18 protein-coding genes are annotated in these 15410 nt (G+C 60.6%); 2 read left to right on the top strand and 16 right to left on the bottom strand.

Going from position 1 to position 15410, the window contains the following annotated elements:
* Positions 1–71: 71 nt before the first annotated feature.
* The gene (locus tag BM019_RS09605) at positions 72–710 is read right to left on the bottom strand and encodes a TetR/AcrR family transcriptional regulator (protein WP_009042856.1); all 639 of its coding nucleotides are present in this window, start codon (positions 708–710) and stop codon (positions 72–74) included.
* Positions 711–788: 78 nt separating this feature from the next.
* On the opposite strand from BM019_RS09605, the gene BM019_RS09600 reads away from it, so the two are divergent.
* Complete coding sequence (locus tag BM019_RS09600) at positions 789–1922, top strand: aminotransferase class V-fold PLP-dependent enzyme (RefSeq protein ID WP_092418128.1); 1134 nt, start codon at positions 789–791, stop codon at positions 1920–1922.
* A 217-nt stretch (positions 1923–2139) separates the two neighbouring features.
* Here BM019_RS09600 and BM019_RS09595 read toward each other — a convergent pair whose 3' ends face one another.
* From BM019_RS09595 to BM019_RS09540, 12 genes are all read right to left on the bottom strand, one after another.
* Positions 2140–2925: a TatD family hydrolase gene (locus BM019_RS09595; protein WP_009042854.1), complete on the bottom strand. Its 786-nt coding sequence runs from the start codon at positions 2923–2925 to the stop codon at positions 2140–2142.
* 82 nt (positions 2926–3007) lie between these two features.
* Positions 3008–3994 carry a DNA polymerase III subunit delta' gene (locus tag BM019_RS09590; protein WP_009042853.1) on the bottom strand — a complete coding sequence of 329 codons (987 nt, stop codon included), beginning with the start codon at positions 3992–3994 and terminating at the stop codon, positions 3008–3010.
* A complete protein-coding gene (gene tmk, locus BM019_RS09585; protein WP_092418127.1) occupies positions 3987–4619 on the bottom strand; it encodes a dTMP kinase in 633 nt (210 codons plus the stop codon). Before tmk ends, BM019_RS09590 begins: the two co-directional genes overlap by 8 nt.
* A gap of 19 nt (positions 4620–4638) precedes the next feature.
* Positions 4639–5859: an endolytic transglycosylase MltG gene (mltG, locus tag BM019_RS09580; RefSeq protein ID WP_092418126.1), complete on the bottom strand. Its 1221-nt coding sequence runs from the start codon at positions 5857–5859 to the stop codon at positions 4639–4641.
* 3 nt (positions 5860–5862) lie between these two features.
* Entirely contained in the window at positions 5863–6678 is an 816-nt protein-coding gene (pabC, locus tag BM019_RS09575; RefSeq protein ID WP_092418125.1) for an aminodeoxychorismate lyase, read from the bottom strand.
* Positions 6678–7922, bottom strand: coding sequence for a beta-ketoacyl-ACP synthase II (gene fabF, locus BM019_RS09570; protein WP_092418124.1), 1245 nt, complete (start codon positions 7920–7922; stop codon positions 6678–6680). The genes pabC and fabF overlap by 1 nt, the downstream gene beginning before the upstream one ends.
* 111 nt (positions 7923–8033) lie before the next feature.
* On the bottom strand, positions 8034–8270 hold the full coding sequence (acpP, locus tag BM019_RS09565) for an acyl carrier protein (RefSeq protein WP_003175607.1): 237 nt from the start codon (positions 8268–8270) through the stop codon (positions 8034–8036).
* Positions 8271–8466: 196 nt separating this feature from the next.
* Complete coding sequence (gene fabG, locus BM019_RS09560; protein WP_092418123.1) at positions 8467–9207, bottom strand: 3-oxoacyl-ACP reductase FabG; 741 nt, start codon at positions 9205–9207, stop codon at positions 8467–8469.
* Between the two features lie 16 nt (positions 9208–9223).
* Positions 9224–10162 carry an ACP S-malonyltransferase gene (fabD, locus tag BM019_RS09555; protein WP_009047834.1) on the bottom strand — a complete coding sequence of 313 codons (939 nt, stop codon included), beginning with the start codon at positions 10160–10162 and terminating at the stop codon, positions 9224–9226.
* A gap of 126 nt (positions 10163–10288) precedes the next feature.
* Positions 10289–11299 carry a phosphate acyltransferase PlsX gene (gene plsX, locus BM019_RS09550; protein ID WP_009042849.1) on the bottom strand — a complete coding sequence of 337 codons (1011 nt, stop codon included), beginning with the start codon at positions 11297–11299 and terminating at the stop codon, positions 10289–10291.
* A gap of 3 nt (positions 11300–11302) precedes the next feature.
* Positions 11303–11485, bottom strand: a complete 183-nt coding sequence (gene rpmF, locus BM019_RS09545; protein WP_003179396.1) for a 50S ribosomal protein L32 — start codon at positions 11483–11485, stop codon at positions 11303–11305.
* Between the two features lie 13 nt (positions 11486–11498).
* A complete protein-coding gene (locus BM019_RS09540; RefSeq protein ID WP_007928051.1) occupies positions 11499–12026 on the bottom strand; it encodes a YceD family protein in 528 nt (175 codons plus the stop codon).
* 105 nt (positions 12027–12131) lie between these two features.
* Between BM019_RS09540 and BM019_RS09535 the strand changes: the two genes are divergently transcribed.
* Positions 12132–12710: a Maf family protein gene (locus BM019_RS09535; RefSeq protein ID WP_092418122.1), complete on the top strand. Its 579-nt coding sequence runs from the start codon at positions 12132–12134 to the stop codon at positions 12708–12710.
* A 54-nt stretch (positions 12711–12764) separates the two neighbouring features.
* Here BM019_RS09535 and sppA read toward each other — a convergent pair whose 3' ends face one another.
* From sppA to rluC, 3 genes are read right to left on the bottom strand one after another with little or no spacing between them, the layout of a single operon-like run.
* A complete protein-coding gene (gene sppA / locus BM019_RS09530) occupies positions 12765–13754 on the bottom strand; it encodes a signal peptide peptidase SppA (RefSeq protein WP_007928048.1) in 990 nt (329 codons plus the stop codon).
* Positions 13755–13772: 18 nt separating this feature from the next.
* Entirely contained in the window at positions 13773–14435 is a 663-nt protein-coding gene (locus BM019_RS09525) for an HAD-IA family hydrolase (protein ID WP_092418121.1), read from the bottom strand.
* Positions 14425–15381, bottom strand: coding sequence for a 23S rRNA pseudouridine(955/2504/2580) synthase RluC (gene rluC / locus BM019_RS09520; protein ID WP_007928042.1), 957 nt, complete (start codon positions 15379–15381; stop codon positions 14425–14427). The genes BM019_RS09525 and rluC overlap by 11 nt, the downstream gene beginning before the upstream one ends.
* Between the last annotated feature and the right edge of the window lie 29 nt (positions 15382–15410).

Below are 15410 nucleotides of genomic sequence, written 5' to 3'. Positions count from 1 at the left end.
CATGCCTGAGTATATTCCTGGGACACTGCGCCATATAGAGAAATCATGGCGCCATAAGGCCACCGAATGAATCAGCTGCCGGAGCTCTCGGGGTCGCGCTTGCGCTTGTTGCCCATGCGCACGCCGATGTCCATCAGGAACTGGAAGAAGCCTTCCTGGTCTTCCAGCACGTTGCTCCAGAACGGCGAGTGATACAGCGCCACCGCGCCATGCACCAGCGCCCAGGCCGCACAGTAGTGGAAGTAAGGCGGTACGTCTTCGAGCTTGCCTTCGCTGATGCGGCCCTTGATCAACAAGGTCAGGCGTTCGAAGTTGGAAGCACGGATCTTGTGCAGCTCCTCGACCATTTCCGGCACCTGGTTGCCCTTGACCACCTTCTCTTCCAGGCGATCGAACAGCCGGTAACGCTGTGGATCACGCATGCGGAATTCGAAGTAGGCCCGGGACAGGGCTTCCTTATCCTTGTCGACATCGGCAGAGTGCAGCAGCTCGTTCAGGTCGCGCTCATAATCGAGCATCAGGCGCAGATAAATCTCCGCCTTGGACTTGAAGTGCTTGTAGATGGTCCCTTTGCCGATACCAACGGCATCAGCGATCATCTCGACGGTGACGCTGTCTTCACCTTGATCGAGGAACAGCTTGAGCGCGGTATCGAGAATTTCTTGCTCACGGCGACGAAACTCACGGACCTTACGAGGTTCTTTCTGCATAAGAAAAGGTCTGTCGGGGTCAAAATCGAAGCCGCGTATTATGCCTAAATTGCGCCAAAATGCACGGATCATCCGACCATGACTATGTTTCTTGATGAATTTGTACAGGCCCCGGGCCTGCGTTATTTGAATCACGCAGCTGTCGCCCCCTGGCCGAATCGGGCCGCCGAAGCCGTGGCGCGCTTCGCCAAAGAGAACGTTTTACTGGGTGCGCGGGACTATCCGGACTGGATGGCCCTTGAACAACGCCTGCGCGAACGCCTGATGCGCCTGCTAAATGCACCGTCAACGGATGACATCGCACTGGTCAAAAATACTTCGGAAGCGCTCTCATTCGTCGCCTTTGGTCTGCCCTGGGAACAAGGTGACCAGATCGTCATCAGCGACGAGGAATTCCCCTCCAACCGCGTCGTCTGGGAAGCCCTGGCCAGCCAGGGCGTGGAAGTGCTGCAGGTCAGCCTCAAGGGCGACGACCCGGAAGGCGCCCTGCTGGCCGCCTGCGGGCCGCGCACCCGGCTGATGGCGATCAGCGCGGTGCAGTTCGCCAGCGGCCTGCGCCTGGATCTGCAGCGCCTGGGCGCCGGCTGCAAACAACAGAACGTGCTGTTCTGCATCGACGCGATCCAGCAACTGGGCGCCCAACCCTTCGATGTCCAGGCCTATCAATGCGACTTCGCCATGGCCGACGGCCACAAATGGATGCTGGGGCCTGAAGGCCTCGGCGTGTTCTATTGCCGCAGCGAGCTGCGCGCGCAGCTCAAGCTCCATGAGTTCGGCTGGCACATGCTGGAACACATGGGCGATTACAGCCGCAACGCATGGGAACCGGCCAAGAGCGCGCGGCGCTTCGAGTGCGGCAGCCCGAACATGCTCGGCGCCATGGCCCTGGAAGCAAGCCTGTCGTTATTGGAAGAAGTGGGCATGGAACACGTGGCGACCTTGATCGCCGAACGGGTCCAGTGGCTCCAGGATGGCCTGAATGCTATCCCCGGCGTACGCCTGCACACCCCACTCAACCCCGCCCGACGCGGCGGAATTTTTTCGTTCAGTATCGATGGCATCGATAATCAGGCAGTTCATGAGGCGCTGCAACAGCAGCAGGTGGTGTGTATTCCCCGTGGCCCCGGGGTTAGACTTTCACCGCATTTCTATACCGAAAAGCGCGTGATCGACGAGACTCTCGCCATTGTGGCTGACATCGCCCGGCAATGAGAACTCAAGCGAAGCGCTCGTATTCCAAATTTGTTTAAGAAACGAGCAAGGCCAACTGGACTGAATTCAATAGTGATCAATACTTGAAATGTCGGCGTGACATCTCCCCCAAGTGAAGCGCCGATGAAGGTACCAAGGGATGGTGTGCCTTTGTTTTACTCCTAATGGTCTTAACCCGGATTCACCCCCCAGAACCCGGGTTTTTTTTGCCTGCGATTCAGCCCTTGACGTGCGCCAGCGGGAACAGACGCTTGAAGTTCTCGGTGGTCTGTTCGGCAAAACGCTCGTACGGCTCCCCACGCAGCATGGCCAGGAACTCGGCGACTTCACGCACGTACTGCGGCAGGTTGGGCTTGCCGCGATAAGGAATCGGCGCCAGGTACGGCGAATCGGTTTCCACCAGCAAACGGTCGGCCGGCACCTGGCGCGCCACGTCCCGCAGTGCATCGGCATTGCGGAAAGTGACAATCCCGGACAGGGAAATGTAGAAACCCAGGTCCAGCGCGGCCTTGGCCATGTCCCAGTCTTCGGTAAAGCAGTGCAGGACCCCGGCTTGCGGTAACGCGGCTTCACGCAGCAGGGTCAGCGTATCGGCGCGCGCGCCACGGGTGTGGACGATCACCGGCTTGCCGGTCTGCTGGGCGGCTTGCAGGTGCAGGCGGAAGGATTCCTGCTGCAACTGCGCCGCTTCCGGCTCGTAGTGGTAATCCAGGCCGGTCTCGCCGATGGCCACCACCCGCGGGTGATTCAGCTCCCGCAGCAGCCAGTCGAGGGCTGGCGCGGCGCCGGGCTGGACATCCAGGGGATGGATACCCACCGAGCAATCGACGTCGTCATAACGCTCAGCCAGCGCCTTGACGTCGGCCGCATTGTCGGCGCTGACGCCAATGCACAGGAAATGCCCGACACCGCGCTGACGAGCCGCATCCAGGGCGGCATCCAGGGAGCCGTCGTGCGCGGCGAGGTCGAGGCGATCGAGGTGACAATGGGAATCTACAAGCATAAGAAGCGACAACCACATTCGGTCAATGAACAGGCCGGCCCGAGCAGCAGCCGGCGATTCGGTTTGTTTCCAGGCGCCGCCGTCAGTTGCGGGCAGGCAGTGCGGCCCACTGCACCAGCAAGGCTTCGAGCAACAGCACCCGATTGAGGTTGGCCTTGTTCAACACCTTCTGGCGCTGCGCAAGGATCCAGTCCTGGATCTCCAGAACCTTGGCCTGGGAGGACTTCTGCGCGAGGTACTGCACCACTTTGCGCATATCGGCCAATCCCAGCCCCTCCTCGTCCTGCGTCAGCTGATAGCGCAGGATCAGGCTCGACCAGTCGCAGAACCAATCGAACAGCAACAGCAAGGGTATCGCATTCCAGCCTTCGGCCAGTTGGGTCGGCGATTGCTGCTGCTTGAGCAACTTCTTCACCCCGTCGACCACCTGCGCCCGCTGCTCGCGCGCGCCCTGGGCTTGCAGGCTGACAGCCGCCAGGGGCGAACCGGCCGCCAGGGTCAACAGCTCGACCCGCTCCTCTTCCGAACAGTCCGGCAGCGCCTTGCTCAGCCATTGCAGGCTCATGGCCTCGCTGGGCAGAGGACAGGCCTGCTGCACGCAGCGACTCTTGATGGTCGGCAGCAAACGGCTCGGCTGGTGGCTGACCAGCAGCAACACCGTATCGCCGGACGGTTCTTCGAGGCTTTTCAGCAACGCGTTGGAAGCGTTGATGTTCATCGACTCCACCGGCTCGATCAGCACCACCTTGCGCCCGCCCAGTTGCGCGGTCTGCACCACGAAGCTGACCAGCTCGCGCACCTGGTCGACCTTGATCGCCTTGTCCGCTTCCTCCGGCTCCAGCACGTAGTTGTCCGGATGGCTGCCGGCCTGCAGCAGCAAGCACGACTTGCATTGCCCGCAGGCATCCAGCCCGGCCGGACGTTGGCACAGCAGGCGCGCCATCAGGCGCTCGGCCAGCGCACGCTTGCCGATGCCCGCCGGGCCATGGAGCAGATAGGCATGGGCATGCTGCGCTCGGCCCGCCAGCTGCTGCCAGAGTTCGTCCTGCCAGGGAAAGGCCTCAGCCACGGTGCAGCTCCAGCAATTTCGGCAACAGTACGTCCAGTGCTTGCTGGACCTGGGACAGCGGCTGCGCCGCATCCACCAACAGGTAACGCGCCGGATCGGCCGCCGCGCGCTTCAGGTAGGCCTGGCGTACCGCATCGAAGAACACCCGGCCTTCCAGCTCGAAACGGTCCAGGCGGCCACGGGCGCTGGCGCGGGCCAGACCCACTTCGACCGGCAGGTCGAACACCAGGGTCAGGTCGGGTCGCAGCTCACCCTGAACGAACTGCTCCAGGGTCGCGATGCGCTCCACGGACAAACCACGACCACCGCCCTGATAGGCGTAGGTGGAATCGGTAAAACGGTCGCACAACACCACCGCGCCACGGGCCAGCGCCGGACGAATCACCTCCGCCAGATGTTGGGCGCGCGCGGCGAACACCAGCAACAGCTCGGTATCGGGATTCATGACCTCGTCGCCGGGGGTCAGCAGCACCTCGCGGATCCGCTCGGCCAAGGGCGTACCGCCCGGCTCGCGAGTCAGCAACACCTCGATGCCAGCGGCGCGCAGGCGCTCGGCCAGGTATTCGCGGTTAGTGCTCTTACCCGCGCCTTCCGGGCCTTCCAGAGTAATAAACAAGCCAGTCACAGGCAGTCCTTAATCAAAGTCATTGCGGGCTTTTCGGCTCGGGCTCGACGGGAGTTTCGAGCGGTGCTTGCGGCGATACTTCCGGGCTCACTTGGGGAGCCTCCTGAGAAGACTCTTCAGGGGACTCCTGCGGAACTGCCTCGGGCGCCGTATCGGGTGACGCCGCCGGGGTCGACTCCGGAGTTTCGGAAGCCGCCGGGCTGCCCGTCGGTGCCGGGCTGGAACGATAATCGGCGCGACGCTTGAGCTGGAACTCGCGCACGGCATTGTTGTGCGCCTCCAGATCGTCGGAGAACACATGGCTGCCATCGCCACGCGCCACGAAATACAGACTGCTGCCCGGCACCGGGTTGAGCGCGGCATGAATCGCCTCGCGGCCGACCATGGCGATCGGCGTCGGCGGCAAGCCACTGATCACGTAGGTGTTGTAGGGGGTCGCTTCCTTCAGCAGGGCGCGGGTCAACTTACCGTTGTAACGTTCGCCCAGACCATAGATCACCGTCGGATCGGTTTGCAGCAACATCCCCACCTGCATGCGGCGCACAAATACCCCGGCAATCTGTCCGCGCTCCTGGGGCACGCCGGTTTCCTTCTCCACCAGCGAGGCCATGATTAGCGCCTGATAGGGCTCGGTATAAGGCACATCGGCCGAGCGCTTGTTCCATTCCTTGGCCAGCACCTCGTCCAGGCGGTTGTAGGCTTTTTCCAGCAGTTCGGCATCGGTCATCCCGCGCACGAAACGGTAGGTATCGGGAAAGAACCGGCCTTCGGGGAAAACTCCGCCGTGACCGAGCTTTTCCATGACTTCACTGTCACTCAACCCATTCAGGGTCTGCTCGAGCTTGTCATGCTTGGCCAACGCCGCGCGCACCTGACGGAAAGTCCAGCCTTCCACCAGGGTCAGGCTGTACTGCACCACCTCACCACGCTGCCAGACCCCGATCAGGCCATGCGCGGTCATCCCTGGGGTCATGCGGTATTCGCCGCTGTGCAGTGGTTGTCCTTCCATGTTGAAGCGCCAGTACAGGCGCAGCCAGAACGCGTCCTTGAGAACGCCATTGGCTTCCATACGGTTGAAGGTACCGCCTGGCGTCGAGCCAGCCGGCACGTCGAGCAATTGCTCTTGGGTCAGGTTGAGAGGCTGCTCCAGCGCCGAGTTCAACTTCCAGGCCGAGGCGCCCAGCGCCAGACCTGCCAGAACCAGTCCGGTCTCCAGCAGAAGCAATAGTTTACGTCTCACAAATCAGGCATCCAGTAGCGTGCGGGCAATGCGTTGCAGTTTACGGGTGAGCGGTCCGGCCGACCAGCGCAGTGCGCCACAGGCAAGCACCGGCCAAATGCCATAGACACTGTTGCAGACAAAGACTTCGTCGGCCTGTTGCAACTGTTCGAGACTGATGTCGGCGATTTCCATGGGGATAGCCAACGACGCGGCCTGAAACAATATTTCAGCGCGCATCACTCCGGCGACCCCGCAACGGCTCAGATCGGCCGTGAACAAGGCACCGTCGCGCACCAGGAACAGATTGCTGAACACACCCTCGATCACCCGCCCGGAAACGTCGAGCATCAGGCCTTCGGCATGCTCGCCGTCCTGCCACTCGGAACGGGCAAGAACCTGCTCCAGTCGGTTGAGGTGCTTGAGGCCGGCGAGCAAGGGCTGCTCGGACAGGCGGGTGGTGCAAGGGAACAGTCGAACCCCCTGCTCGGCATACGCCGCCGGATAAGCGGCCGGCGCATTTCCCTGGAGGATTCGCCGCGGCTGCGCCCGCGGGTCGGCGGCATAACCGCGCTGGCTATCACCCCGGGTGAGGATCAGCTTGAGCACGCCCTCCCCCAGCAGCGAGGCGTAGGCGGTGAGCTCGCTGCGGATCAACGCTTGATCGGCAGCGATGGCCAGGCGCGAACAGCCCTCGGCCAGACGCAGCAAGTGCCGCTCCAGCAACAAGGGCTGGCCCGCCTTCACCGCGATGGTCTCGAACAGACCATCGCCATAAGCCAGGCCGCGGTCCTTGAGCGACAGTACGTCAGCCGGCTGACCGTCGACCCAGCTGTCCATCAGCCGGCGAACCGGCGGAACACCAGGGAGCCGTTGGTACCGCCGAACCCGAAGGAGTTGGACAGCACCACGTCGATGTCCATGTTGCGCGCGGTGTGCGGCACGAAATCCAGGTCGCAACCTTCGTCCGGCTCATCGAGGTTGATGGTCGGTGGCGCTGCCTGGCTGTTGATCGCCAGCACGCTGAAGATGGCCTCGATGGCACCCGCGGCACCCAGCAGATGGCCGGTCATGGACTTGGTGGAACTGATCGCCAGCTTGTAGGCGTGATCGCCGAACACCGTCTTGATCGCCTCGGCTTCCGCCAGGTCACCGGCAGGTGTCGAAGTACCGTGGGCATTGATGTACTGCACCTGCTCGACGTTCAGCTTGGCGTCACGCAGCGCATTGGCGATGCAACGCGCCGCGCCGGCGCCATCGGCGGGTGGCGAAGTCATGTGGTAGGCGTCGCCGCTCATGCCAAAACCGATCAGTTCGGCATAGATGGTCGCGCCACGGGCCTTGGCGTGCTCCAGCTCTTCGAGCACCAGCGCGCCGGCACCGTCGGACAGCACGAAGCCATCACGCCCCTTGTCCCAAGGACGGCTGGCACGGGTTGGCTCGTCATTGCGGGTCGACAGTGCGCGGGATGCGCCAAAGCCGCCCATGCCCAGGCCGCAAGCGGCCATTTCAGCGCCACCGGCGATCATCACGTCAGCTTCGCCAAAAGCAATATTGCGGGCTGCCATACCAATGCAGTGGGTACCTGTGGTGCAGGCCGTGGAAATGGCGTAGTTCGGCCCCTGGGCACCCAGATGGATGGACAGGAATCCGGAAATCATATTGATGATCGAGCCAGGCACGAAGAATGGAGAGATTCGACGCGGGCCGGAATCATGCAGCGTGCGGCTGGTTTCCTCGATATTGGTCAAACCGCCAATACCCGAACCCATGGCAACGCCGATTCGCTCGCGGTTGGCATCGGTCACTTCCAGGCCAGCATTACGCACTGCCTGAAAACCGGCCGCCAAGCCGTATTGAATGAACAGGTCGAGCTTGCGGGCCTCTTTGACCGACAGGTATTCCTCGACATTGAAGCCCTTTACCGAGCCGCCAAAACGGGTGGAATAGGCAGAAAGGTCGGTGTGTTCGATCAGACCAATGCCACTGCGGCCAGCCAGAATGCCCTGCCAGCTGCTCGGAACATCCGTACCCAGTGGCGACAACATACCCATACCGGTGACTACGACGCGTCTACGCGACACAGCACTCTCCTTTTTTCTAATGACGACACTTTGCATCAGGCCTAAAGAAAAAACCGCACGCCGTAACGGCAGTGCGGTTTTTCCATGACAGCAAAAGACGACTAAATACGATTAAGCCTGGTGGCTGGTAACGTAGTCGATAGCTGCTTGAACGGTAGTGATCTTTTCAGCTTCTTCGTCAGGGATTTCGGTCTCGAATTCCTCTTCCAGAGCCATCACCAGCTCAACGGTGTCAAGGGAGTCGGCACCCAGGTCTTCAACGAAGGAAGCGGTGTTAACAACTTCTTCTTCTTTAACGCCCAGTTGCTCAGCAACGATTTTCTTGACGCGCTCTTCGATGGTGCTCATACCTTGTTTTCACTCCTAATGGACAAATTCAGGCAGCTGGCCAGTGGGTAAGTGTATAGAAAGGCTTTTCAGCTTTTCAACTGAAAGCTTCACTCCTCAAACCCTTTGGCCACCTGCCTATAAATTGATTGCAGCTTTATAACGGATTTTAGACAGCTCGTATGACATTTTTTTGAAGCAATCCGTCACATTTAACTCACATGTACATCCCGCCGTTCACCGGGATTGTAGCCCCGGTCACGTATGCCGCACCGTCGGATGCAAGAAAAGCGACCACTTGCGCGATCTCTTGAGCCTGCCCCAGACGACCCAGCGGAATTTGTGTTTGCAGCGCTTCACGCTGCGCTTCAGGCAAGTCGCGGGTCATGTCGGTATCGATGAAACCCGGAGTCACCGAGTTCACGGTAATCGACCGCGAGCCAACCTCACGCGCCAGAGCACGGCTGAAACCTTCCAGACCCGCCTTGGCGGTGGCGTAGTTTACTTGGCCAGCGTTGCCCATGGCACCCACCACCGAACCAATACTGATGATTCGACCCCAGCGAGCCTTGGTCATGCCGCGCAGAACGCCTTTGGACAGGCGATACAGACTGTTCAGGTTGGTATCGATCACGTCGTACCACTCGTCGTCTTTCATGCGCATCATCAGGTTGTCACGGGTAATACCGGCGTTGTTCACCAGGATCGCCGGCGCGCCGAACTGCTCCTGAATGCTGGACAGTACAGCAGCAACGGACTCGTCGCTGGTGACATTGAGCTCAAGGCCTGCGCCCTGAATGCCGTTTTCCTTCAAGGTGGCAGCAATACCCTCGGCACCCGAAGCGGAAGTTGCGGTACCCACAACGATCGCGCCCAGGCGACCCAGTTCAAGCGCGATGGCCTGGCCAATACCGCGGCTGGCGCCGGTAACCAATGCAACTTTACCTTGCAGACTCATGCAGGCTTCTCCTAATTCAGACCAACGCTGCGCGAGCGGCAGCGAAGGCATCTGGGGTGTTCAGGTTAGAGGTCGATACGCCTTCGGCGCAGCGCTTGTTGAGACCCGCCAGGACCTTGCCCGGACCGCACTCGACCAGCTGGGTAGCGCCCTTGGCGGCCAGGGTCTGCACCGACTCCACCCAACGCACCGGCTTGTACAACTGCTCCAGCAGGTCGCGCTTGAGGGTTTCGAGATCCGGCGCCACATCGGCGCTGACATTCTGTACCAACGGAATCTGTGGCGCCTGCCAGTTGATGGCGGCAATCGACTCGGCGAAACGCTCGGCAGCCGGACGCATCAGCTCGCAGTGTGATGGCACGCTGACAGGCAATGGCATGGCGCGCTTGGCGCCACGCGCCTTGCAACCCTCGATGGCGCGCTCGACAGCGGCCTTGGCGCCGGCGATCACCACCTGGCCCGGGGAGTTGAAATTGACCGCGCTGACCACTTCGCCTTGTGCGGCTTCGGCACAAGCGGCCAGCACATCGGCATCTTCCAGGCCGAGAATCGCCGCCATACCGCCCTGCCCCGCAGGAACGGCTTCTTGCATCAACTGGCCGCGACGCTCTACCAGCTTCACGGCTTCGCCCAGAGTCAGGCTGCCAGCGGCAACCAGCGCGCTGTATTCACCCAGGCTGTGGCCGGCGACGAATGCCGGGCGCGCACCGCCTTCCGCCAGCCACAGACGCCACAGGGCGATGGAGGCGGTCAGAATGGCTGGCTGGGTTTTGTCGGTTTGATTGAGCAGCTCTTCGGGACCCTCTTGGGTCAAGGCCCAGAGATCGTAGCCCAGAGCATCGGAAGCTTCTTTGAAGGTTTCGAGGATCAACGGGTACTGCGCGCCCAACTCGGCCAACATGCCGAGGGACTGCGAGCCCTGTCCAGGAAAGACGAATGCGAGGGATGCAGACATGTAACAAGCCCCTAATGATCTTGTCGTCGGAGAATTGACGCCCCACCGTGGTGGACGCAAGAAACTGAGAGTTGGATGGCCAATTGAACTGAGCGGTCACATTTAAGCATTTCCGAGTGCAAACGCCTAAAGCAACAGATCTTCGAGCCGCCCATGCAGGCGCTCCGGGAGGTTTTCCTGGATCTCGATCAACGCCCGTTGAATCGCACTCTGGAAACCCTGAACCCCTGCCGAACCGTGGCTTTTCACGACTATTCCCTGCAAGCCGAGAAAACTCGCGCCATTGTGTCGCGCCGGCGCCAGATCGGCCTGCAGACGCCGCATCAGCGGCAGCGCCAGAGCACCGACCACACGGGAAACCGCGTTTTGCTTAAACAGGGATTCGATACGCGCGGCAATCATGGTCGCCAGCCCCTCGCTGGACTTGAGCAGGATATTGCCGACAAAACCGTCGCATACCACCACATCCGCCTCGCCGCGATACAATCCGTCGCCCTCGACAAAACCGATGTAATTCAGACCCCGGGCATTCTGCAGCAGGCTAGCTGCCAGCTTGACCTGCTGATTGCCCTTGATGTCTTCAGTACCGATATTGAGCAACGCCACTCGCGGACGAACGACCCCCAACGTCTCGGCTGCCACCGAGCCCATGACCGCGAACTGGAACAGGTGCTCGGCGCTGCAATCGACGTTTGCCCCCAGATCCAGCAGCTGGCAATAGCCGCGCTGGGTTGGAATAGCCGCCACCATCGCCGGACGATCGATGCCCGGAAGGGTTTTCAACACATAACGCGACAACGCCATCAGCGCACCGGTATTGCCGGCGCTGACACAGGCCTGGGCCTTGCCATCACGCAGCAGCTCTAACGCCACTCGCATGGAGGAGTCCGGCTTGCCACGCAGAGCCTGGGAAGGTTTTTCATCCATGCCAATGACTTCTGCGGCGGGCACAACCGTCAGGCGCGCGCGATCCACAGCCGAATGACCGGAAATCAGTTCTTCTAGAAGGAAAGGTTGGCCGACAAGGGCCAGGTGCAGCGAGGGGGTGGCAGACAGGCAAGCAAGGCTGGCCTGAACAATGCTGCGGGGACCGAAGTCCCCGCCCATTGCGTCAATCGCGATGACTTGAGCGGACAAGGATTACTCGTCAGCGCCCTTGTCGATCACTTTACGACCACGGTATACGCCTTCTGGCGATACGTGGTGACGCAGGTGAACTTCACCAGTGGTCTTTTCTACGGACAGGGTGCTAGCCTCGAGAGCGTCGTGCGAACGACGCATGTCACGGGCAGAGCGGGATTTTTTGTTCTGCTGAACAGCCATAATTGATTAACTCCTAAACGTTTGGGTCACGCTTTAACTGCGCCAATACACTGAACGGGTTGGACCGCGTTACCTCGTCCTCGCTCGGTTCGGGCTCATCGAGACCCGCCGGCTGCTGGCATTCTTCCGGATGATGAGCAGGCACGATGGGCAAGGCGAGCAAAAGCTCCTCCTCGATCAAAGCCTGCAGATCCAAAGGATCTTCGCCCAGTTCCAGCACGTCATAACCTTTCGGCAACGACTGGGTATTCGCACCCTCCTTCACCACAGCGTAACTGCATTCGCTGTGGATCGGCAGGGTGACCAGCTCAAGACAACGCTGGCAAACCATTTTGACTTCAGTGTCGATAAAGCTGTGGATCACCACAGATTTACGTTCATCTCGTTCAAAAACGAATTTAGCCTGCACCGTACCGACATCGTCGGAAAGCGGGTCGCAGAGTCTCTTCAAATCGGCCAGCAGCAGTTCACCTTGAAGGGTGGTGCCACGGTCAGCCAATTTGCGCGGGTCAACGTGAGGTGGAATCGGGTCATTCAACATAGGCGCAGCATTATAGGGATGCCCCCGGCCATGTCAAAGGAAATTCAGCCCTGTCCGTCACTTGCAAGCCCCGCTAGAATTCGCGGCCAGCCTCAGGAGATGCGCATGCTGCCTTTATTACTTGCCTCAAGCTCGGCCTACCGGCGCGAATTGCTCACCCGCCTGCGCCTGCCATTTACCTGCAGCTCTCCAGATATCGACGAAAGCCACCGCCCCGGAGAATCCGCCAGCGACCTGGTCAAACGCCTCGCCGAAGAGAAAGCCCGAGCGCTGGCCGCCACCCACCCGGGACACTTGATCATTGGCTCGGACCAGGTCGCGGTGCTCGGCGAGCGCATCATCGGCAAGCCCCACACTTTCGAAAAGGCGCGCGAGCAATTGCTCGCCGCCAGCGGCGCCAGCGTGACCTTTCTCACCGGCCTGGCCCTGCTCAACAGCAAGAGCAGCCACTGCCAGGTCGACTGTGTACCCTTCACCGTGCATATGCGCGAGCTGAGCCCTGCCCGCATCGAACGCTACTTGCACGCCGAACAGCCTTATGACTGTGCCGGCAGCTTCAAGGCCGAGGGCCTGGGCATCAGCCTGTTCCGCAGCACCGAGGGCAGCGACGCCAGCAGCCTGATCGGCCTGCCGCTGATCCGCCTGGTAGACATGCTGCTCGCCGAAAGCGTAGAAATCCCCTGACCACCCACACTAAAAAAGCCGGCCATAAGGCCGGCTCTTTTTAAAACAGCGCAATCAACGCAGTGTCGGCCCCTGAAAGCCCATCCACATGGCCAAATGCTCGGCAACACTGGCACCCAGCTTTTTCGAGAAGCGATCGAAAGGCGACTCCTGCACGGTGAAATCCACCAACTCCTTCTCGCCGACCACATCCCGGGCAACCGAGCTGGCACTCCCCAACCCATCGATCAAGCCCAGTTGCAGTGCCTGCTCGCCGGACCAGACCAGGCCGGAGAACAGCTCCGGATGATCCTTGTCCTTGAGACGCTCGCCACGCCCCTGCTTGACGCTGGCGATGAACTGGCGATGAGTGGTATCCAGCACGCCCTGCCAGAACTGGGTTTCCTCGGGCTTCTGCGGCTGGAACGGGTCCAGGAACGACTTGTGCTCACCCGAGGTGTAGGTACGACGCTCCACACCCAGCTTCTCCATGGTACCGACGAAACCATAACCGGCCGCCGTGACCCCGATAGAACCGACCAGGCTCGCCTTGTCGGCATAGATCTGATCGGCGGCGCTGGCAATGTAGTAGGCGCCGGAAGCTCCCAGGTCGGAAATCACTGCATACACCTTGATATCCGGATGCAAGCCACGCAGGCGACGGATTTCGTCATAGACATAACCCGACTGCACCGGGCTACCGCCAGGACTGTTGATACGCAGCACAATGCCTTTGACCTTCGAGTCCTCGAAAGCCGCACGCAAGCCGGTCACGATGTTGTCGGCGCTCGCCGACTCCTTGTCCGCGATCACGCCCGCCACCTCGATCAATGCCGTGTAACCAGCCCCGCGGGTGGCGGTTTTTTCCATATCCATCAACGGCGTAAACAGCGCCAGGGCCACAAGCAGATAAACAAAGGTCAGGAGTTTGAAGAAAATCCCCCAGCGCCGCGAACGCCGCTGTTCTTGCACACCGGCCAACAGGGTCTTTTCCAGCAATTTCCAGCTCTTGTCGTCAGCACTGTCGGCAGCCGATTTACTCGGCGCCTTCCATTCGTCGCTCATGCTTTTACCCCAAAAGACTCAATTGCCCCGCCAGCCAAGCCAGGCATGCAATTGAGGAAAACTATCGATAGACAGGCGCGGCTCGTAAGCCTGCAAGGCTTCCAGCGATTGCGCGCCATAACCGACCGCAACCGATGCCATGCCTGCATTACGCGCCATCAGCAGGTCGAAAGAGGAATCACCGACCATCAACGCCTGCTCGGGGCGCACCTCGCAATGCGCCAGGATCTGCTCAAGCATCAGCGGATGAGGCTTGCTCGCGGTTTCGTCGGCAGCGCGGGTGATGTCGAAATAATCTTCCCAGCCATGCGCCTTCAACACCCGATCCAGACCACGACGCGCCTTACCGGTCGCTACCGCCAGATGATATCCCTCGCGCCGGAAAGCTTCGAGAGACTGCACCACCCCGGCAAACAATGGAGAAGGCTCGGCCTCGAGAGCGATGTAGTGATCGGCATAGTGCTGGCGAAAATCTACCAGCTCGGCATCGCTGATGTGCGGATACAGCGTGCGGATCGCCTCCGGCAATCCCAGGCCGATAATGCCCTTGACCGCAAAATCGTCGCACCGGGCAAACCCCGAGCGATCGGAGGCCACATGCATGGCCTCGACTATCCGACCAATGGAGTCTGCCAGGGTGCCGTCCCAATCAAAGATCAGCAGTTTGTAATCAGGGTGCACTCAGGCGCTCCACGGTCTTGGCCCACATTTCATCCACCGGCGCCTGCAATTTCAGCTCGCCGCCATCGGGCAGCGGCACGGTCAGCATATAGGCATGCAGAAACAGGCGCTTACCGCCCAGATCGCGGATTTCCTTGGTGAAATCGTCATCGCCATACTTGCTGTCGCCGGCAATGCAATGCCCGGCATGCAGGGTATGCACACGGATCTGGTGAGTACGACCGGTCACCGGCTTGGCTTCGACCATGGTGGCGAAGTCACCGAAGCGACGCAGCACCTTGAACACGGTCAAGGCCTCCTTGCCCTCTTCATTCACTTCGACCATGCGCTCGCCGGAACGCAGGTTGCTCTTGAGCAGCGGCGCACGGACCTGCTTGATCGAGGTCGCCCAGTTGCCGCGCACCAGCGCCATGTAGCGCTTGTCGACACCATCGCCGCGCAAGGCTTCATGCAAATGACGCAGCATGCTGCGTTTCTTGGCGATCATCAGCAGGCCGGAAGTATCGCGGTCGAGGCGATGGACCAGCTCCAACTCCTTGGCGTCCGGGCGCAACTGACGAAAGGCTTCGATCACCCCAAAATTCAGACCGCTGCCGCCATGCACAGCGATGCCGGCGGGCTTGTTGATCACGATCAAGGCTTTGTCTTCATAGACAATCGAAGCTTCCAGGCGCTGCAACAAACCCTGCGCCACGGGCACGGGTTCGTCACGCTCCGGCACGCGCACCGGCGGCACGCGCACGATATCGCCTGCCTGCAGCTTGTATTCGGGCTTGATCCGCCCCTTGTTCACCCGCACTTCGCCTTTGCGCAAAATGCGGTAAATCAAGGTCTTGGGCACGCCTTTGAGCCGAGCGAGGAGGAAATTGTCGATTCGTTGGCCGGCATATTCCGGCGAGACCTCAAGCAGTTGAACGCCTGGGGTCGAGGGGGCAGTAGTCGTCATGGCGCAAATGATAACAATTTTTTATGGAA

Source organism: Pseudomonas sp. NFPP07, from assembly GCF_900115645.1.
In the GTDB taxonomy this organism is placed as follows: domain Bacteria; phylum Pseudomonadota; class Gammaproteobacteria; order Pseudomonadales; family Pseudomonadaceae; genus Aquipseudomonas; species Aquipseudomonas chlororaphis.
This window is presented reverse-complemented; position numbering and strand designations above follow the sequence as displayed.